The following is a 19,804-nucleotide window of genomic DNA, read 5'->3' as shown; positions in this document are numbered from 1 at the left end:
AGCGGCACCGTTGCGGCATCATAAAGGACTGTCCATCAATGACTCACAGGAGAGGGAAATGAGTGAAGCCGACCAGATGCCCGACATGTCCCTGGACACCAGTGCGCTCGTCCAGGAAGAAACCTTTACGGATGGCCGGGTCGGCGCCATTCGACGCATGACCCCGGTGAACACGGATGGCAGCCGCGATGAATCACGCCCGGTGACCTACAACGGTCAGAGCCAGGTCATGACCCAGGGTGGCGCCCTGCCGCTGTCGTTCGACATTGAGGCCGACAGCCTGGAAGACGCCATCGCAAAATTCCCGGACGCCGCCAATCAGGCGCTGGAGGACATGATCCGGCGCATCGAGGAGATGCAGCGGGAACAGGCCACTTCCATCGTCACGCCCGGTCAGGGTGGAGGCATGGGCGGAGGCGGGCAGCAGGGAATGCCCGGAGGCGGTATCCAGTTCCGCTGAGCACGCCATATGTCGAAATGGGTTATAGCTTATGCGAATAACCCATTTCACAGATATTCCTTTTCCCCCTAAGCTTTGCACCATCAAGGCTACCTGCGTGGCAATGGCGCTTGCGAGCGACCGCGGACTGACCATGCGGGATGTGGCGCCGGGGAGGATCCGGCTCCACAGGGCCTGCTAACATTCTGTCTTGTATTGAACGTCCAGGGAGAGCTGGCGACATGAGCAACATGGCTACCGAACGCGTGATCAGCGTCCACCACTGGAACGATACGCTGTTCAGCTTCCGTACCACCCGCGATCCGGCCCTGCGCTTCGAGAACGGCCAGTTCGTCATGATCGGACTGCAGGAAGAAAGCGGCAAGAAGCTCATGCGGGCATACAGCATCGCCAGCCCGAACTACGAGGACCACCTCGAGTTCTTCAGCATCAAGGTACCGGACGGCCCGCTGACCTCCCGCCTGCAGCATCTCAAGGAAGGGGATGAAGTGGTAACCAGCCGGAAGCCGACGGGCACGCTCGTACTCAGCGACCTCTCCCCGGGCAAGAACCTGTACCTGTTCAGCACCGGCACGGGACTGGCGCCGTTCCTGAGCGTCATCCAGGACCCGGAGGCGTACGAGCAGTTCGAGAAAATCGTGCTCATCCACGGCGTTCGCTACAAGAGCGAGCTTGCCTACCAGGATTTCATCCAGGGCGAGCTGCCGGAGAACGAGTTCTTTGGCGAAATGATCCGCGAGAAGCTGATTTACTACCCGACCGTCACCCGGGAGGAGTTCAAGAATCAGGGCCGCATCACGCACCTGGTGGAGACCGGAAAGTTGTTTGATGACATCGGCCTGCCGCCACTCAACCCGGAACACGACCGCGCCATGATCTGCGGCAGTCCGGCCATGCTGGAAGACATCAGCACCATGCTTGACAAGCGGGGTTTCAAGGCCTCGCCGCGGATCGGCGTAGCGGGCGATTACGTCATCGAACGCGCCTTTGTGGAAAAGTGACCAACGCCGGGCAGCGCTGACGGCTCGGTCAATCCAGGGCCGTCAGCAGCATCTCGCACGCACCGTCGACCAGCGCTTCCACCTCCCCCCCTTTCACGAGCGTCCGCAGCCCGCCCATGCCCGCCACAAGATACACGGCGAGCTGCTGCGGGCTCTGACTCGGTGTGATGCTGCCGTCAGCCTGCCCGCGCCGCACGGCCTCCTCGAAAACCGCCCGGAACGCGCTCAATGCCGCCTGGACCTGACGTGTCACGTCCGGGTCGCGGTGGCCGAACTCGGTGGCCGTATTGAGTACCAGACACCCCCTGGGGCCACCGGCGGCGTGCCGGTCGTCGATGGCACGACGCATCGTCAACTCGACAAAGACGCGACCGGTGGGAGCATCTTCGAGACGCTGCCACATGCCGGAAACCGTCTTCTCCCGGTAGTGTTCCAGGCACTGGGAGAACAGGTGATGCTTGTCACCGAAGGTCTGGTACAGGCTGCTCCGGGACAGCCCCGTGACTGCCAGCAGCCCCTGCAGTGACGTCCCCTCATAACCGCGGGACCAGAACAGATCCGTCGCCCGACCCAGGGCAACAGGGGGATCGAACTGTCTGGGGCGTCCAGCAGGCATGGCAAGCTCTCTCCGGCTCTTTCCTGACCAGTCAGTCTATAAGGGTAACCCAGGGGCCGTTTCGAACCAACGGCGAACGCCGGAACCTCACTTCTCGAACGCAAAAAACCCCGCCGGAGCGGGGCTTTTTAACAGGCGCGCGTGCTCGCGGGTCGCCGCGGCACGCACCAGCCAGTCAGGCTCAGATCGCGGTGACGTTCGCCGCGGCCAGGCCCTTCGGGGTGTCCTGGGTTTCGAACTCGACCTGCTGCCCTTCGGCCAGGCTCTTGAAGCCCGCGCCGTTGATGGCGGAGTGATGGACGAACACGTCCTTGCCACCATCCTGCGGGGTAATAAAGCCAAAGCCCTTGGCGTCGTCGAACCACTTAACGGTACCGGTCATCATCGTTACATTTCCTCATCGATCGTTTGCATAATGCAGGTCGACCTGAACAACGTACGGAGTGACGACCAAGAAGGGCGGGACTGCCGAAGGTACTCAAGCTGGACACTGCAAGGAGGAGACTACAGGATGATTCGCCGTCAGGCCAGCATTTTTCACACTGCACCGCCGCAATAGCGTTGCCGTACCGGCGTGGGCGTGTGACAGCGTCGCGCTCGCATGATAAACGTCCCCACTATCAGCCCGGCTTCGAGACCCCCGAAACGATGACTGAACCGGTAGAGGTGCCCTACTGGCTGCTTTTGGTCATGCTGCTCATCACCCTGTGGGCGGTACTCGCACGCCTGCTGATTCCCACAGTGCGCTGGTTCTTCCGGCGCCGGCTGAGCGGGCTGATCGAGGAGGTGAACCGGCGTCTGCACCTCAAGCTGCCGACGTTCAGCCTCACCAAGCGGGAAGTCCTCATCGACCGCCTTGCCTACGACCCGCGCGTCCTGGCCGCCGTCAGGGCTTATTGCGAAGAGAATGGCACGCCATGGGCGGTGGCGCTGCGCCGGGTGGACGCTTACGCCCGCGAAATCGTCCCCGCGTTCAACGCTTACGTCTATTTCCGGCTCGGTAACCGCCTTGCGCGGGCGATCGTGCGCCGGTTCTACCAGGTACGACTCGCCTACCGGGACGAGCGGGGCCTGGCCAACATCGACCCCGACGCCAGTATCGTCTTCGTCATGAACCATCGCAGCAACATGGATTACGTGCTGGTGGCCTACCTGGCGGAAGACCAGACCGCCCTCTCCTACGCCGTGGGAGAGTGGGCCCGCGTCTGGCCACTGGAGCCCCTGGTGCGGGCCATGGGCGCCTATTTCGTGCGTCGACACGACCACAACGCGCTCTACCGCCGCGTGCTGGAGCGTTACGTGCAGATGGCGGTGGACGGCGGCGTGGTGCAGGCCGTGTTCCCCGAAGCCGGACTCAGTCGTGACGGGGCCCTGCGCGCGCCGCGGGCGGGGCTGCTGGATTACATGCTGCGGGATTTCAACCCGGGCGGCGAACGGGACATCCTGTTCATCCCCGTGGGCCTCACCTACGACCGCGTCGTCGAGGACCAGTCACTCCTTGCAGAGGCTCACGGCCAGATAAAACGCCGTTCGACGGTGCGCGCCATGGGTCAGGGGGTCATGCTGTTGCTGCGCAACGTCGGCAATCGCTTGACGGGGCGCGCAGATACCATGGGGCATGCGGCCGCCGGTTTTGGCACCCCCATCTCCGCGCGGGCTTGGTGCCAGGAACGCAACGTCGACCCGCGCTTTCTGCCCCCACGGGAGCGGCTGCGCCTGAGCCGTGCCTTCGCCGGGCACGTCATGGGATGCATCGGCGAGGTCACGCCGATCCTGCCGGTGCCCCTGGTGTGCTGGCTACTGATACACGAGCCTCGCCGGGAGTGGTCCAGGGAGGCACTCGATTCGGCATACGCTGCGGCTGTGCTGGAACTGGAATCGGGGGATCGGGCAACCCCCTACATTCCAGTCCCGGATCCAGCCGAGGGTCTCGACCTCGCCATTGCCATGCTGACCGAACGCAATGCGCTGCTGGACGCCGGCAACGACCGATTCATGCCCGCCGAGACCGCGCGGCCCCTGCTGGAGTACTACGCCAACAGCATCGAGCACCTGTTGCGCGACAGACCCGGCGCTGACGATCCGGCGGCGGACTCCGGCCTGATGCCGGAATCCGCCGCGGACGCCCCCCGAACTAACCCATGAGCAGGTTGGGTAGCCACAACGCGATGCCCGGGAACAGAATCACCAGGAACAGCCCGAACATCTCCACCGCCGTGTAGGGAATCACCGACCGGTAGATATCCCCCATGGTCACACCAGGCGGTGCCACTCCCTTCAGGTAGAAGAGGTTGAAGCCGAACGGCGGAGTCATGTAACCGATTTCCATCATGATGATGAACAGGATCCCGAACCAGACGGGATCGAACCCGAAACCGGTCACGATCGGCAGGAACACCGGCAGCGTGATCAGCATGATGCCGAGTGGATCCAGCACCATGGCCATAAGGAAGATGATGATCAGAATGGCCGCCAGCGCCCCCCACTCCCCGCCGGGGATCGACATCATGAACTCGAGGATCATGGGCTGGGCGCCCATGGAGTTATAGGCGGTACTGAACGCGTGGGCCGCGAACAGGATCCACATGATCATTCCCGTCAGCCGCAGCGTGCGTATACACGACTCCCGCAGCATCTCCCAGCTGAACCGGCGATAGACGATGGACGACACCAGCGCCCCGAACACGCCGATGGCGGCCGCCTCTGTTGCGGTTGCGATCCCGGCCAGGATCGAGCCGAGTACGATGACGACGATGAAGATCGGCAGGATCACCGACCGCAGGGCGATGAACTTGTCTTTCAGGCTACCGCGGTCCTCCTGGGGCAGCGCCGGCCCCAGGTGCGGCTGAAAGTAGCAGCGGATGCCGATGTAGAGCGACACTAGCACCATCAGCAGCAACCCCGGGACAATCCCCGCGGCGAACAGCTCACCCACCGACACGCCCGTGATCAGGGCATAGAGAATCATGATGATGCTCGGCGGGATGAGAATCCCCCAGCCGCCGCCGGCGTTGATGGCCCCCAGCGCCATCTCCTTGTCGTACTTGCGCTCCAGCATGTTGGGCAGGGCTATGGTGCCCATGCTGGTCACCGCCGCGCCGCTGATGCCGCACATGGCGGCAAAGATCGCGCAAATACCAACAGTGCCGATGGCCAGCCCGCCACGCACGCCGGACCACCACAAGTGCATCATGTGGTAGAGATCGCGGGCAACGCCCGAGCGCTCCAGCAGCATCGCCATGAAGATGAACAGCGGGATGGCGATCAGCGTGAAGCTGTTCATGGTGCTCCACATGTTGGAGGCCACCATGTAGAACGCATCCGGCCCCCAGTCGAAGTACAGGAACACCACCGAGACACCGCCCAGCACAAAGGCCAGGGGCACCCCCAGGAACAGGAAGAACAGCAGCGAACCGAAGAACAGCAGCGTGATCATTTCGACGCTCATAGCTTGTCCTCCCCTGCCTGCTCGGGGAACAGCGGCTCGCTACCCTCCAGATTGAAAAGAATCAGGATGTCGTGAATCAGCTTGACCAGCCCTTGCAGCAACAACAGTCCCGCGCCCACGGGAATGGCCAGCTTCACCGGCCACACAGGCGGGTTCCAGGCCGAACGGGAGGTCTCCCAGCGGCTCATGGAGTCCTCCGCCATGCTGTATCCCTCGGTCACCAGAACCAGCACGAACGCGAAAAATAGCGCCGAGGTCAGAATATCCACGCCGGCGCGGACCCGCTTCGGGAAGCGCGCGTAGAAGATGTCCACGTTCACGTGGGCGCGCTGGGTCATGATGTAAGCGCCGGCGAGAATGGCGTAGACCCCGAAAAGCATCTGCGTGAGCTCGCCCGTCCAGACCGTGGGCGAGCCGAACAGATACCGCATGTTCACTTCCAGAAACAGCAACACGAACATGACCAGGACAAGCCAGGCCAGTACCGCTCGGCCCAGCCACTCATTGGCATGGGTCACGCCGCGGAGCACCTTGCGCAGGGCGTTCATAACATCTCCGTGAGGGGAAATCCGTCACCTGGGTGGTGGTGACCCCGGCTTGGCGTCACCACCGGCGAAACGCAACCGGGGAGTCTGCAGCACGTGACCGCAGACTCCCCATGGCCGACTCACTCCTCGTCGATATGCCCCAGATCGGCGAGCAGTTCGCGCATCAGCTCGACCGCCTCGGCGGCACGCTCGCTCTCGGCAGCCTGGTCATCCCAGATACTCTCCGCTGCCTCCAGCATGGCGTCCTGTACTTCGTCGGGCAGTTCGATAACCTCAACGCCGTACTCTTCCTTGGAGTGAGCCAGGGCGGCCTGCTCCTGGTAGATGTACTCGTTGGTGCGGCGCCAGAACTGCTCCTCGATGGTGTCTTCCACCGTCTTACGGATGTCATCCGGCAACTCGTCCAGGGAGTCCTGGCTTATGACGTAGGCATCGATACCGCCGATGTTGAGCGGTGGCCGCACATGATAAGGCGCCACCTCGTACAGTGACATGCTCATCGCGCCCTGCACGGCCCCCCAGTGGGCACCGTCGACGACACCCGTCTGCAGGGCCTGGTAAAGCTCTTCACCGGGAATGTTGGATGCCGCTGCGCCGGCCTCGGTCAGGAAGGTCTGCAGCACGCCGGAAGAGCGGATATTCAGCCCCTCGAAATCGCTCAGGGACTCAATGGGCTCGCTGAGCACCATTTCTGTCGGATAGACCTTCTCGGTGAAGTAGGCCACGTCGTACTCTGCGGCCTCTTCGCGGATCATCTCCTCGAAGCCCTTGTGCTTGAAGAAGTAAGCGGCCTCCCAGGTTTCCTGGAAGCCGTTGGGGAGACCGAATGCGATACCGGCAGTGGACAACCGGTCCATCTCGTAAGCGGGCGAAATAGTCCCCATATCCAGCGTGCCGCGGCTCACAGCGCTGAAGATCTCGTCATGCCCGAACAGCGAACCGGCCTCGTGCAGCTCGAGTTCAAGCCGGCCGTCCGTGCGCTCGTAGAGCTTCTCCTTCAACGTTTCCAGGCTGTCGCCGTACGAGCTGCTGGCACTGGGCCAGTGCGACTGGACACGCCAGGTGTAGGTCTCGTCCGCGGAGACCGTTGCTGGAGCCAGTGCGAGCCCGAGCAGGCCCGTGGCGGCGGCGGAAAGACCCAGCTTCATGGAATGCTTCACGGTATTCTCCTCCCGAATTGGACTGATGCCGACTGCGAATCACGCCAGTGCCGTGGCACTTATTCTTGATTCTGTGGACGTTATTCAGACTACAGCTGGCAAACCCCCTGTCAACAGCAAACAGGGCCGGTAAAGCAACTGCCCGGGTCCGCTCTGCGGAAAAGGCAACCCTTTGACATAGATGCGAAAGATCAGAACGCAAACCCAACGACCACGGTTCTCACGGATACTGTCTGCGCACAACGATCACAGCGTTACCAAACCCCGCTGGCAGCAAATACGATGATTTTTTCAGGGCTTTCAGGGAATTTCACTCACCCAGCCCTTCTCAGCCTATTTGCGGAATGGCACTCGCACCTGACAGCGCCGGGTCAGCGCAATAGACTGGGTGCATACACGCCGGCCGGATCCGGTCACGACCGGCATGCCTGAACCAGAAAACCACACCACAAGGAGATCCGCAGTGAGCTACGAAACGCTGCAGTACGAGGTCGACCAGGGGGTCCTGACCCTGACCCTGGACCGCCCCGACCGCATGAACGCCTTCAACGACGCGATGCGGCGCGAACTCATCGAAGCATTCGATGCCGCGGACAGCGATGACTCGGTCCGCGCCATCATCGTCACCGGCGCCGGCAAGGCGTTCTGCGCCGGCGCCGATCTGGAGAAAGGCGGCGACACGTTCAACCGGGACAAGCGCGAGGACAAGGAGCTGGCCAACAGCAACCGCGACGGCGGTGGCACGGTCACCCTGCGTATTTATGAATGCCGCAAACCGGTCATCGGCGCAATCAACGGTGCCGCGGTCGGCATCGGGCTCACCATGCAGCTCCCCATGGACATCCGGCTGGCCTCGACGCGGGCCCGCTTCGGTTTCGTCTTCTCCCGCCGGGGCATCACCATGGAAGCATGCTCGAGCTGGTTCCTGCCGCGTCTTGTCGGCATGCAGCAGGCTGCCGAATGGGTCTACAGCGGCCGCGTCTTCGATGCCGAGGAGGCACATGCAGGCGGCCTCGTGCGCAGCCTGCATGAACCCGACGCCCTGCTCCCAGCGGCACGGGAACTGGCGCGGGAGTTTGCCGACAACACCTCGGCGGTGGCCACCGCGCTCAACCGCCAGCTGATGTGGCGCATGCTGGCGGCCGATCATCCCATGGAGGCGCACAAGATCGACTCCCGCGCCATCGCCTACATGGGCCAGTCAGCCGATGCCCGCGAAGGCGTCAGCAGCTTTCTCGAGAAGCGTCCGGCCAGGTTCACCATGGGGCCGTCCGCGGATATGCCGGACTTCTTCCCCTGGTGGCGCGAGCGGCCGTTCGAGTGACCGGCGTCGCCGCCGGGACACCCCGGCGGCGCCGACGGGTAGGATCAACGGCGGCTCATTGACTATGCTGAAAGTAAATGGAGGATTGACAGCGCAGAAGCAAGAATAAACTGCGCATGGAGGGGCTGATGGCATCACCGACACGCACGCGTCTGCCTTCCCAACAGCAGAGCAGTAACAGTCTCGACCGCCTCATGCACGACCTGCTTGAGAAAGCAGACATCCGTGTCAACGGCGACCGACCCTGGGACATCCAACTCCACGCGAGCAATGTCCCCGAGCGCGCCCTGGCCTACGGTAATCTGGGCCTGGGCGAGGCGTACATGGACGGCCACTGGGACGTGGAGCGCCTCGACGAGTTCTTCTTCCGTATCCTCCGTGCCCGCATCCACGACCAGGTCCAGCCGCTGCGTCTGGCGTTCCACTCCATGCGCGCCAGGCTGCTCAACCTGCAAAGCCTTCGGCGCGCCAGACAGGTGGGGGAGGCCCACTACGACCTGGGCAACGACTTCTACGCCGCAATGCTGGACCGCCGCATGACCTACACGTGCGGTTACTGGCGGGATGCGCGGACACTGGACGAGGCCCAGGAAGCAAAACTGGACCTGATCTGCCGCAAGCTCCAGCTCGAACCGGGTATGCGTGTGCTCGACATCGGCTGCGGCTGGGGCAGTTTCATGCAGTATGCCGCCGAACACTACGGCGTGGAGTGCGTGGGACTGACCATTTCCGAGGAACAGGTCCGCCTCGGGCGGGAACGCTGCCGGGGCCTGCCCGTCGAGTTCCGGCTGCAGGACTACCGGGAAGTCGACGAGCACTTCGATGCCGTCGTCAGCGTCGGCATGTTCGAGCACGTGGGCCGCAAGAACCATCGCACGTTTCTGGAGACAGTGAACCGCTGCCTCGCGGACGACGGCCTCTGCCTGCTCCACACCATCGGCAAGAACCGCCGCAACTCGACGCCCGACCCGTGGGTCGACAAGTACATCTTCCCCAACGGCGACCTGCCCGCGCTCGGCCAGATCAGCGATGCCGCCGAGGACCTGGTCCTCATCGAAGACGTCCACAACTTCGGCGCCGACTACGACCCGACGCTGATGGCGTGGCACGACAACGTCGAGGCGGCATGGCCGCAGTTCCGGGATCGCTACGGCGAGCGTTTCCGGCGCATGTGGCGCTACTACCTGCTGAGCTGCGCGGCACTGTTCCGGGCACGGGAAACCCAGCTGTGGCAGTTGGTGTTGTCCAGACGGGGGATTGTGGGAGGGTGTCCCCGGGTGAGCTGACACCCGCGTGTCGGGTGCCAGCTCAACGGGCGACAGCGCCGATGCGTCAGCCGACCACGGCGTCCACCGGACGGTCACCGTCCACCAGCGGGATTTCCCGGTCAACGATGTCCGGATTGCGCAGAATGGCGAACAGCGCCAGAGCCACATTGCCGCGGCTGATATCGATCCCCACCGACTGGTCCGGATCCGTCGAGACCAGCCCGGTGGGCTCGTCGTCCGTGAACTTGCCGGGCCGCAGAATAACGTGGGGCAGGGTCGAGCGCTGCAGAATCAGGTCGGCCGCGTACTTCGCTGCCAGATAGGGCCGCAGGTTCTCCGGCCCCGCCAGCGGATCGCTGGCCCGCAGGGCGCTGAGCATGATGAAACGCGACACGCCGGCTTCCTCGGCAAGCTGGATGGCACGAACGGCGCCGTGCAGATCCACCAGCAGGGTGCGGTCCGCGCTGGTGTGGGGACCGGACCCGGCAACGAAAACCACCTGATCACACCCATCCAGCGCCTCGTGGAAGTCCCCTTCCAGATCGCCCTGAACTGTGTCGATGCCCTGCTCCTCGAAGAGCGGTTCTTCGGCCCGGTGCCTCACCATGGCACGCACCGGCACCCCGGATTCCGCGGCCAGAGCACATACCTGTCTGCCGATGCGCCCGTTGGCACCAATGACTAGTACGGTCATGCTGATCTCCTCCAGCGGAGCGCGGCGGACGCGCTCCGTATCTAATGGGCCGCCTGCCCTTAAACCCGTTGGCGCGGCCTCTCAAAATCACACCCTACGGATCATGGCGCCGTTGATCCACCGTGGAACGGCGTTTCACTCAGCGTCCGGGCCAAGCATGCTGCCGCCGCCCCGCTCGTGCCACTGGACCACGAGATTGGCGATGAGCTGCTCGATGCGTTCTACTTTCGCCTCATCCCGATCGGGGCCGGTCATCACCAGCTGCGCCCCCATGGTGGCCACGTACAGCAACAGCGAGAGATCCTGCGCCCCCTCACCATTATCCGCAATGCGCAGCAGCTGCGTCTCGTTCTGGCGAATGCGGGCTTCATCCACCGCGGCCACCGCATCGGCGGCGTCACGGTCCCGCCGGGCGAAGTCGCGAACCGCCAGCTCCACGCGCATGCGCCGCACGCTGCGACCGGAGTCACCCAGCAGCAGCCGGAGGATACGCCGGGTCTCGGTGTGGACGTCGCCGTCGCCGGACTTCCAGTAGTCCAGGTCCGCCATCCGACGCTCGCGCCAGCGCTGCAGAAAGCTCGATAGCAGGTCCTGGTGATCCCGGAAGTGCCAGTAGAAACTCCCCCGCGACACGCCGAGACGGCGCGCCAGGGTGAGTACGCGGACATTGTCGAAGCCACCCTCCACCACCAGCTCGGTGGCCGCGTCCAGCCAGTCGTCGCGCGTGAGCTGATCGCGATCACCCCGCCGCCGCCGGCTGCCGGAAGACTCTGCGTCAGTCATTTCCTACCTCACCTTGAAGCATTGACGCCCCTGCAGAACATGAACTACCGTTCCAGTCACCATACACTAGTGTATTGGCATAAAAGAACCGCCCGCACGCCACCCGCAAAGCGCGCCGCTCACCGTCACCGGCGGCCGGCCAGCGCTGGCGCCGGCGGTTTTCGCAAACAACCTGTTCCGGAGCAGCCGGCGCACCGTCCCGAAGGCGGCCGGCGTCCTGTTAAGCAAGTCAGGAGATGACATGAGCACAGCCCATTACGAAGTCAAAGGCGAGATTGCCCTCATTCGCCTCGACAACCCGCCGGTCAACGGCCTCGGTTACGATCTGCGGCGCGGCATTGTCGACGGCATCCGCAAGGCGGAAGGGGACGACGCCATCAAGGCCGTGGTGATCACCGGCGCCAACGGCACCTTCTCCGGCGGTGCGGACATCCGTGAATTCGGCACGCCGAAGATGATGGCCGAACCCAGCCTGCCCACAGTGATCAACGTCATCGAGACCAGCAGCAAGCCGGTTGTGGCCGCGGTGGACGGCAACTGCATGGGCGGCGGACTGGAACTGGCCCTGGGCTGCCACTACCGCGTCGCCACACCGAACGCGAGCGTCGCCCTTCCGGAAGTCAAGCTCGGCCTGCTGCCCGGCGCCGGCGGCACCCAGCGTCTGCCCCGCGTGGTCGGCGTGGAGCATGCGCTGAACCTGATCGTCTCCGGCACCACCGTGCCGGCGAAGATGTTCCAGGGCAGTGCCCTGTTCGACCAGTACAGCGAAGGCGATCTGGAAGCCGACGCCACGGCCCTGGCCAGTCAGGTGGTCAAGCAGAACAAGCCCCTCAAACGCGTGCGCGACATGCGCGTCTCCCACCCCAAGGCCGAGGCGTTCTTCATGTTCGCCCGCAACGGCATCAGCCAGATGGCGAAGAACTACCCGGCACCGCTGAAGTGCCTGGAAGCCGTGCGCGCGGCCGTGGAGAAGCCCTTCGATGAAGGCCTGCAGAAGGAGCGCCAGCTGTTTGCCGAGCTGATGCAGACCCCCGAATCCGCCGCCCTGCGCCACGCCTTTTTCGCCGAGCGCGAGGCGTCCAAGGTCCCGGACATCGGTAAGGACACGCCCAGCCGCGAGATCAAGCACGTGGGCGTCATCGGCGCCGGCACCATGGGCAGTGGCATTGCCATCAACTTCCTCAACGCCGGCATTCCCGTGACCATCCTGGACATGAAGCAGGAGTCCCTGGACAAGGGCGTGGCGCACATCCGCAGCGTCTACGAGGGGCGCGTCAAGAAGGGCAAGATGAAGCAGGAGGATGCCGAGCAGAAGCTCGCCCTGCTGCACACGGCCACCGACTACGACGCTTATAAGGATGTCGATCTCGTCATCGAGGCGGTGTTCGAGGACATGGGCGTCAAACAGAAAGTGTTCGAGACGCTGGACGCCACCTGCAAGCCCGGCGCCATCCTCGCCAGCAACACCTCCACCCTGGATCTGAACAAGATTGCCGGCTTCACGAAGCGCCCGGAAGACGTGGTCGGCATGCACTTCTTCAGCCCGGCGAACGTCATGAAGCTGCTGGAAGTGGTGCGCGGCGACAAAACGTCGAAGGACGTCATGGCCACGGTCATGAAGATCGGCAAGACCATCAAGAAGACCGCGGTGGTCTCCGGCGTGTGCGACGGCTTCATCGGCAACCGCATGGTCGGGCCGTACCAGCGCGAAGCGCTGATCATGCTTGAGGAAGGCGCCACGCCGCAGCAGATCGACAAGGCCATCGAGAAGTTCGGCTTCGTGATGGGACCGCTGCGCATGGCCGACCTGGCCGGCGGCGACATCGGCTGGGCCATCCGCAAGCGCCAGTACGAAGAGAAGCCGGACATGAAGCGCCTGGTCATCGCCGACCGGCTGTGCGAGATGGGCCGCTACGGTCAGAAGACCGGCGCCGGCTTCTACCGCTACGAACCGGGCAACCGCTCCCCGCTGCACGACCCGGAAGTCGACCGCGTCATCGAGGAATGCCGCAAGGAGATGGGCATTACGCCGCGCAAGATCAGCAGCAAGGAGATTGTGGAGCGCTGCATCTATGCCCTGGTCAACGAGGGGGCACGCATCCTCGAGGAAGGCATCGCCCAGCGCGCCTCGGACATCGACATCGTCTACCTCACCGGCTACGGCTTCCCGGTTCACCGCGGCGGCCCCATGCACTACGCCGACCAGGTGGGGCTGATGAATGTGGAGCGGGCCATGGAACAGTTCCGGGCCAATCCCAACGTCCAGCCGGGCTTCTGGGAACCGGCGCCGCTGCTGACGAAACTCGCCGCCGACGGCAAGACGTTCAACTGAATACGCGACAGGGGGCTCGCCATTGCGGGCCCGCTGACACCAGGAGAGACACATGAACGACGTAGTCATCGTATCCACTGCCCGTACGCCGCTGGCGAAATCCTGGCGCGGGAGCTTCAACCTGACCCACGGCGCCACGCTCGCCGGCCACGCCATCCAGCACGCCGTGGAGCGCGCCGGTGTCGACGGCGCCGAGATCGACGACGTGATCATGGGCTGCGCCCTCCCCGAGGGCTCCACCGGCAACGACGTCGCCCGCATGGGCGCCCTGCGTGCCGGCCTGCCCGTGAGCGTGGCGGGCGTTACGGTCAACCGCTTCTGCTCCTCGGGACTGCAGGCAGTGGCCATGGCGGCGCAGCACATCATCGTCGACAACGCGCCGGTGATGGTCGCGGGCGGCGTGGAGTCCATCTCCACGGTGCAGGCGGACGTAAACACCAACTACATGCAGGAAGAGTGGCTCGCCAAGCACAAGCCGGAAGTCTACTGGAGCATGCTGCAGACGGCGGAAACCGTGGCCGAACGCTACAACATCCCCAAGGAAGCCCAGGACGAGTACGGCGTGCGCAGCCAGCAGCGGGCCGCCGCCGCCCGCGAAGCGGGCAAGTTCGACGATGAGATCGTGCCCATGACGACGGTCATGGGCGCCGCCGACAAGGCCACGGGCGCGATGATGACCAAGGAAGTCACCGTCTCCCAGGATGAGGGGATCCGCCCGGACACCAACATCGAGGGCGTCAGCGGCATCCGCTCGGCCATGCCGGGTGGCGTCATCACCGCAGGCAACGCCAGCCAGTTCTCCGACGGCGCATCGGCCCAGGTGCTGATGTCGGCCAAAGAGGCGGAGCGGCGCAACCTCAGCCCACTGGGCATCTTCCGCGGCTTTGCGGTGGCCGGCTGCGAGCCGGACGAAATGGGTATCGGCCCGGTCTACGCCATCCCCAAGCTGCTCAAGCGCCACGGGCTCAGCGTGGACGACATCGGGCTGTGGGAACTGAACGAGGCGTTCGCGGTACAGGTGCTGTACTGCCGCGACAAGCTCGGCATCCCCGACGAGCGCCTGAACGTCAACGGCGGCTCCATCGCCGTGGGCCACCCCTACGGCCTGACGGGATCCCGCCTGGTCGGCCACGCCCTGATCGAGGGCAAGCGCCGGAACGTCAAGTACGTGGTCGTGACCATGTGCGTGGGCACCGGCATGGGTGCAGCCGGGCTGTTCGAGGTCGCCTGAAGGCGGCTCCAGCCATGAACCGGCCGTCGGCGGTGATGCCCCGGCGGCCGACCAGGACTGACGCGGGCACGGCGAAGACCCGCCCCGCGCCATCCTGCTATCCTGTCTCGGGAATGAGGCCATCCTGTCGGTTCGTCCACGCCCCACGCGCCCATGGACACCACCGGCAGGCGGCTGCATGATCGCACCAACGACACCATAACAAGATCAAACGGAGGAGATTGGCCATGACGGATTCGGCACAGGAACCCGGCAATAACAAGACCAGTGCGAGCTTCGAACCCTATGACGCGCGGCCCTGGCTGAAGTTCTACGGTGAAGAAAGCCAGAACGACCTGGACGCCCTGCCCTACAAGAGCTTTGGTGACATGGTGCGCCAGGCAAGCCGCGAGCATGCGCAGAAGCCCGCATTCACCACCTGTCTGCCCACCGGCACCACGGGCACGCTCACCTTTGCGGAGGTCGACACCCTGTCGGACCAGTTCGCGGCCTACCTGCGCTACGAGCTGGGCCTGGAAAAGGGCGACCGCGTCGCGATCCAGAGCCCCAACTGCCTCACCTATCCGATCTTCATGTTCGGCGCGGCCAAGGCAGGCTGCGTTCTGGTCAACATCAACCCGCTGTACACCGTGCCGGAGATCGATCACGCCCTGAATGACTCGGGCGCGAAAGTGCTTCTGATGATCGACATGTTCGCGGACAAGCTGCCGCAGGTGGTGCCGAAGAGCCAGGTTCAAACGGTGGTCATCCACAGCGTGGCGGACTTCTTCCCGACTGTGCGGCGCTTCATCGTGCGGACCGTGCAGAAGCTGAAGAAGATGGTGCCCAAATGCGAAGTGCCCGCCACCACCATCAACGAGGCACTGGAGCTGGGCGCGAAACACCTGGCGGCCGGCAAGTCGGTGGACACCATCGAAGTGAGCCAGGACGACCTGCTGGCGCTTCAGTACACGGGCGGCACCACCGGACGCTCGAAAGGCGCGATGCTGACCCACGGCAACCTGATCTCCAACATCCAGCAGTCGTACAACAACCTGCAGAACAGCCTGCCGGAAGAGCGTGTGGCGATGACGGCGCTGCCCATGTACCACATCTTCGCCCTGGGTGTTAGCGGCATCTTCTTCAGCCTCGGCGGCCACAATGTGCTGATTCCCTCGCCGCGACCGGTCGCCAACCTCAAGCCGGCGTTCGAGAAGTACGACATCCGTTTCTTCTCCGGCGTGAACACGCTGTTCAACGGTCTGCTGGCCGAAGACTGGTTCCGGGAAGCGCCGCCGCGCAACCTGGAGATCACCATCGGCGGCGGCACCGCCGTGCAGGACGCCACTGCAGAACGCTGGAAAGAGGTGGTGGGCCAACCCATCTACCAGGCCTACGGTCTGACCGAGACCAGCCCGGGCGTCACCACCAACCCGCTCAACGGCCCGGTCAAGATGGGCAGCATCGGCATTCCGTACGCCAGTACCTGGTGCCGCATCGTGGACGAGGGCGGCAACCCGATGCCGGTGGGCGAACCGGGCGAACTGGTGGTCAAGGGACCGCAGGTAATGAAGGGCTACTGGAACCGCCCCGATGCCACTGACGAGGCCATGGATGACGGTTGGTTCTTCACCGGTGACATCGCGAAGATGGACGAGGACGGCTATTTCTACATCGTCGACCGCAAGAAGGACATGGTCCTGGTCTCCGGCTTCAACGTCTACCCGAACGAAGTGGAAGACGTCATCGCCCGCCATCCGGGCGTGCGCGAGGTCGGCGTCGTCGGGGTGCCGGACGATGAAACCGGTGAGGCCGTGCGCGCCTACGTGGTCAAGGCCGACGAGTCCGTCACGGAGGACGATATCCGTGACCATTGCCGCCAGTCGCTGACCAGCTACAAGGTGCCCAAGCAGATCGTGTTCCGGGAAGAAATCCCGCTGACACCGGTGGGCAAGGTCCTGCGCAAGGACCTGCGCGCGGAAGCACTGAAGGAACTGGGCAAGGCGTAAAGCTGATCCGGGTGCGGCAACCGCTGCCGCACCCGGCCTCTCAGCGAAGGGCGAACAGCACCAGGTAAAGTACTGCGTTCCACGCCAGCAGTGCCCACGCGACCCGCACCTCCAGCTGTCGGCGGGGCATCCCCTGCAAGCCGAATTTCTCCAGATAATGCTGGATGAACCCTCCGCCGTAACCACTCTCTCCGGCCGCGACACGAAACCGGTTTTCCAGGGGCGTCAGCGGGCAGGTACAGCCGCCCAGGTTGATACCCGCAGCCCAGGCGAGCACCACCAGATGCAGGACCAGCCAACCGGTCCCCAGGAGGGCAACCGGAGCGCCGAGCAGCGCAAACAGCACGAACGCTGCGTGACTCCACATGATTGCATCCGCGGCAAACCGGTATCCCGTTCGCTCCATATCACCCTCTGCTCTCCGCCCGCCATGCTGCGAGCCTGCCACACGCCGTTCGTGACCTCTACCATAAGGTATGGAAGAATGAAGCGACGGCATGATGCACTGCCGTAATTTCAAACGCAGACCGCGAGCTGCAACGGAGCCTGACTATGGGACCGGATCTTTTCAAACGCTGGATGGACATGCTGTTCTGGTGGCTGCCCCGGGACGATAACGCCTCACGGCGCGAGGACAGCGCCTCTCAGGGCCAGAAACCAGAAGCCGAGACACCACCCGCCCAGGAATCCAGGGCTAACGTGCGGCCTGCTGCGGCCTCCCAGCCGGCGGCGGCGCAGCCGGAGCCGGCCCCAGAACCGGAACCGGCGCCTGAACAGAAAGCGGACCCGAAGGCGGAAGCCAAACCCGAAGCACCACCGGAACCGAAGCCGAAACCAGAGGCGAAATCCGAATCTGCTCAGGAACAGGCCCCAAAGCCGTCTGCGGCAAAGGCTGAAGAAGCACCGGTGGACGACCTGACGGCCATCAAGGGCATCGGACCGGCCATGGCCGCCCGGCTCCAGAACCTCGGCATCCGCACTTTCGACGATCTGGCGGCAGCCAACGTCAAGGCCGTAACCCAGAAGCTGCGGGATCAGTCGGTGGTCATCTCGGAGAAAAAGGTCGAGGGCTGGTCCGTCAGTGCCCGGGAGATGGTCTAGCACCATCGAATATGGACTCCAGGTGCCGGCGCAGCCACAGGTTGGCCGGCTCCGAGTCCACGTTGGCGTGCCAGTACAGGTAGGAGTCCAGCTGCGGCAGGGTCATGGGTAGCGGCAGCACACGGTTGCCGAATGCCTGATTGGCCACTTGGGCGTATCGCTCCGGGATGGTCAGCACCAGATCCGTTTCGCTGACGACCCGACACGCGGCGAAGTAGTGCTGGCAGCGCAGGCGAATGGTGCGCTGCAGGCCAAGCCGGCTCAGCTCCACATCCTCGACCCCCGGCCCGGCCCGGCGCGAACTGGCCACCAAGTGATCCTGGGCCAGGTAGGTATCCAGCGTCATGGGCCCGTCGGCGATCGGGTGATTATGCCGCACCAGCACCACCAGCCGGTTACTCACGAGGCGCTTGTGGCATACGCGCTCGGACAGGGGCAGCCAGATATCCACGGCGGCATCCAGCGACCCGGCGGCCAGTTCCGACTCCAGACCGCGCCGATCCGCACGAACAGCAGACACCCGCACACCGGGCGCCTCACGCCGCACCTGGGCCATGAGCGGCGGTAGCACCGTCGTCTCCAGCACATCACGAACCCCGAGCGTAAAGAGTCGGTCACTGGATTCCGGATCGAACCGGTCCGCTTCCACCAGCCCGATCTCCAGCCCCCGCAACGCCTCGCGCACAGGGCCGATGAGGTTACGCGCCAATGGCGTAGGCACCATGCGACGCCCCTCGCGCTCGAACAGCGGGTCGCCGAAGATGTCGCGGAGACGCCCCAGGGCGTGGCTCACCGCCGGCTGGGTAAGATGCAGCTTGCCGCTGGCGGCCGTGATCCCACCCTCGGTGTAGATGGCCTCGAAGACCACGAAGAGATTCAGGTCCATGCGCTCGATATGCATGGACCGGATTGTTACAGAGGACTGGCGGTGGCACCACCCGAGTCGGACGGACCGCCAGTGACCGGCATCAAGCGCGGGTGTCGAGCATTTCGCCGACCCGGTCTCCCGGGTTGCTGGGCGCATTGCCGACGGCGTCGATGTTGTCGATCAGCTGCATTGCGGTGGACTCGTGCACGTCCATCGCCTTGCGCGTGACACTGGTTCCGGCTTCAACCTGCAGCTGCGTCTGACTCATCGTCGTGGCGGTTGCCGCAATTGCGGATGCGTCGGCCATGATTCACCTCCTTGGTATGGCGTCAGGAAACCATGGATGGCGACCGCGACCAGTGATCCATGTCACAACGTGGGCATCATCTGTAGGTCGGTCGTGCTCCCGGATCGGGCACGTCGTGCGCTTCGCGCCCCAACGTGGTGCTCGACAGCCTCACAGGCATCAGCAGAATGCGTGAATATGCTCTTAAAAACATACACTTAAAAACATGGCACGGGGGTTGCTTTGCTTCAATTGCGGCAGGATGCCGCCCAGCAATGCTTCTCCTCCTAATCGAACGGACTCCTTACGCCCCGCTCTCGCGGGGCGCTTTTTTTGGTGCGTCGCAGCGACACGCGGTCGTGCGTTTCAGGTCGGATGGTGGACCTGAAGATCCACCCTACGGTTGCCGCCCGGGTGCCATCGGATGGTGGATCTGAAGATCCACCCTACGGGTGCTGCCGGGGTGCCGTCGGATGGTGGATCTGGAGATCCACCCTACGGGTGCTTGCCCGGGTGCCGTCGGATGGTGGATCTGGAGATCCACCCTACGGGTGCTGCCCGGGTGCCGTCGTAGATACCGTCTTGCGGGTCAAGCGGTAGACCCCGTAGGGCGGACCTTCAGGTCCGCCATCCCGGGCCCCCCATGCCGGTTGGCCGTCAGGCCAACGCGGGGTCGTAAGGGCGCTGGTTTTTGAT

19 protein-coding genes are annotated in these 19,804 nt (G+C 64.1%); 9 read left to right on the top strand and 10 right to left on the bottom strand.

All coding sequences use genetic code 11. The features are described 5' to 3' along the window. The first annotated feature begins 58 nt into the window (after positions 1-58). Complete coding sequence (locus ACNSTU_RS11395; RefSeq protein WP_290632914.1) at positions 59-460, top strand: hypothetical protein; 402 nt, start codon at positions 59-61, stop codon at positions 458-460. A 221-nt stretch (positions 461-681) separates the two neighbouring features. Next, the gene (locus ACNSTU_RS11390) at positions 682-1,461 is read left to right on the top strand and encodes a ferredoxin--NADP reductase (RefSeq protein WP_290632912.1); all 780 of its coding nucleotides are present in this window, start codon (positions 682-684) and stop codon (positions 1,459-1,461) included. A gap of 28 nt (positions 1,462-1,489) precedes the next feature. On the opposite strand, the gene ACNSTU_RS11385 is transcribed toward ACNSTU_RS11390, so the two are convergent. Beyond that, complete coding sequence (locus tag ACNSTU_RS11385) at positions 1,490-2,077, bottom strand: TetR/AcrR family transcriptional regulator (RefSeq protein ID WP_418212383.1); 588 nt, start codon at positions 2,075-2,077, stop codon at positions 1,490-1,492. 181 nt (positions 2,078-2,258) lie between these two features. Then, positions 2,259-2,462, bottom strand: coding sequence for a cold-shock protein (locus ACNSTU_RS11380; protein WP_091640723.1), 204 nt, complete (start codon positions 2,460-2,462; stop codon positions 2,259-2,261). A gap of 263 nt (positions 2,463-2,725) precedes the next feature. Here ACNSTU_RS11380 and ACNSTU_RS11375 point away from each other — a divergent pair, with 263 nt between their 5' ends. Further along, on the top strand, positions 2,726-4,222 hold the full coding sequence (locus tag ACNSTU_RS11375; RefSeq protein ID WP_290632907.1) for a 1-acyl-sn-glycerol-3-phosphate acyltransferase: 1,497 nt from the start codon (positions 2,726-2,728) through the stop codon (positions 4,220-4,222). Here ACNSTU_RS11375 and ACNSTU_RS11370 read toward each other — a convergent pair. From ACNSTU_RS11370 to dctP, 3 genes are all read right to left on the bottom strand, one after another. Further along, positions 4,212-5,525: a TRAP transporter large permease gene (locus ACNSTU_RS11370; RefSeq protein WP_290632905.1), complete on the bottom strand. Its 1,314-nt coding sequence runs from the start codon at positions 5,523-5,525 to the stop codon at positions 4,212-4,214. The two genes, ACNSTU_RS11375 and ACNSTU_RS11370, sit on opposite strands and share 11 nt — an antisense overlap. After that, positions 5,522-6,073 (bottom strand): TRAP transporter small permease subunit, encoded by a 552-nt coding sequence (locus tag ACNSTU_RS11365; protein WP_290632903.1) that lies wholly within the window; start codon positions 6,071-6,073, stop codon positions 5,522-5,524. The genes ACNSTU_RS11370 and ACNSTU_RS11365 overlap by 4 nt, the downstream gene beginning before the upstream one ends. Before the next feature lie 119 nt (positions 6,074-6,192). Further along, positions 6,193-7,233, bottom strand: a complete 1,041-nt coding sequence (gene dctP / locus ACNSTU_RS11360) for a TRAP transporter substrate-binding protein DctP (protein ID WP_290632901.1) — start codon at positions 7,231-7,233, stop codon at positions 6,193-6,195. Between the two features lie 463 nt (positions 7,234-7,696). Between dctP and ACNSTU_RS11355 the strand changes: the two genes are divergently transcribed. After that, positions 7,697-8,557, top strand: coding sequence for a crotonase/enoyl-CoA hydratase family protein (locus ACNSTU_RS11355; protein WP_290632899.1), 861 nt, complete (start codon positions 7,697-7,699; stop codon positions 8,555-8,557). A 128-nt stretch (positions 8,558-8,685) separates the two neighbouring features. After that, a complete protein-coding gene (gene cfa / locus ACNSTU_RS11350) occupies positions 8,686-9,843 on the top strand; it encodes a cyclopropane fatty acyl phospholipid synthase (RefSeq protein ID WP_290632897.1) in 1,158 nt (385 codons plus the stop codon). Positions 9,844-9,889: 46 nt separating this feature from the next. On the opposite strand, the gene ACNSTU_RS11345 is transcribed toward cfa, so the two are convergent. Together ACNSTU_RS11345 and ACNSTU_RS11340 are read right to left on the bottom strand one after the other, a co-directional pair. Beyond that, complete coding sequence (locus ACNSTU_RS11345) at positions 9,890-10,519, bottom strand: SDR family oxidoreductase (RefSeq protein WP_290632895.1); 630 nt, start codon at positions 10,517-10,519, stop codon at positions 9,890-9,892. Between the two features lie 135 nt (positions 10,520-10,654). Beyond that, positions 10,655-11,302: a TetR/AcrR family transcriptional regulator gene (locus ACNSTU_RS11340; protein ID WP_290632893.1), complete on the bottom strand. Its 648-nt coding sequence runs from the start codon at positions 11,300-11,302 to the stop codon at positions 10,655-10,657. A gap of 241 nt (positions 11,303-11,543) precedes the next feature. Between ACNSTU_RS11340 and ACNSTU_RS11335 the strand changes: the two genes are divergently transcribed. The 3 genes from ACNSTU_RS11335 to ACNSTU_RS11325 all read left to right on the top strand — a co-directional run bounded on the left by ACNSTU_RS11335 (position 11,544) and on the right by ACNSTU_RS11325 (position 16,853). Further along, on the top strand, positions 11,544-13,634 hold the full coding sequence (locus ACNSTU_RS11335) for a 3-hydroxyacyl-CoA dehydrogenase NAD-binding domain-containing protein (RefSeq protein WP_290632891.1): 2,091 nt from the start codon (positions 11,544-11,546) through the stop codon (positions 13,632-13,634). Between the two features lie 52 nt (positions 13,635-13,686). Beyond that, on the top strand, positions 13,687-14,865 hold the full coding sequence (locus ACNSTU_RS11330; protein WP_290632889.1) for an acetyl-CoA C-acyltransferase: 1,179 nt from the start codon (positions 13,687-13,689) through the stop codon (positions 14,863-14,865). 227 nt (positions 14,866-15,092) lie between these two features. After that, positions 15,093-16,853, top strand: coding sequence for an AMP-binding protein (locus ACNSTU_RS11325; protein WP_290632887.1), 1,761 nt, complete (start codon positions 15,093-15,095; stop codon positions 16,851-16,853). Positions 16,854-16,893: 40 nt separating this feature from the next. On the opposite strand, the gene ACNSTU_RS11320 is transcribed toward ACNSTU_RS11325, so the two are convergent. Further along, positions 16,894-17,259 carry a DUF2784 domain-containing protein gene (locus ACNSTU_RS11320; RefSeq protein ID WP_290632885.1) on the bottom strand — a complete coding sequence of 122 codons (366 nt, stop codon included), beginning with the start codon at positions 17,257-17,259 and terminating at the stop codon, positions 16,894-16,896. A 146-nt stretch (positions 17,260-17,405) separates the two neighbouring features. Here ACNSTU_RS11320 and ACNSTU_RS11315 point away from each other — a divergent pair, with 146 nt between their 5' ends. After that, the gene (locus ACNSTU_RS11315) at positions 17,406-17,954 is read left to right on the top strand and encodes a helix-hairpin-helix domain-containing protein (RefSeq protein WP_290632883.1); all 549 of its coding nucleotides are present in this window, start codon (positions 17,406-17,408) and stop codon (positions 17,952-17,954) included. Here ACNSTU_RS11315 and ACNSTU_RS11310 read toward each other — a convergent pair. Together ACNSTU_RS11310 and ACNSTU_RS11305 are read right to left on the bottom strand one after the other, a co-directional pair. Further along, on the bottom strand, positions 17,932-18,840 hold the full coding sequence (locus ACNSTU_RS11310) for a LysR family transcriptional regulator (RefSeq protein ID WP_418212382.1): 909 nt from the start codon (positions 18,838-18,840) through the stop codon (positions 17,932-17,934). The two genes, ACNSTU_RS11315 and ACNSTU_RS11310, sit on opposite strands and share 23 nt — an antisense overlap. Before the next feature lie 82 nt (positions 18,841-18,922). Continuing rightward, a complete protein-coding gene (locus ACNSTU_RS11305; protein ID WP_290632879.1) occupies positions 18,923-19,129 on the bottom strand; it encodes a YjfB family protein in 207 nt (68 codons plus the stop codon). Between the last annotated feature and the right edge of the window lie 675 nt (positions 19,130-19,804).

Origin of the sequence: Aquisalimonas sp. APHAB1-3 (assembly GCF_048323695.1) — a bacterium.
Taxonomy (GTDB): domain Bacteria; phylum Pseudomonadota; class Gammaproteobacteria; order Nitrococcales; family Aquisalimonadaceae; genus Aquisalimonas.
This window is presented reverse-complemented; position numbering and strand designations above follow the sequence as displayed.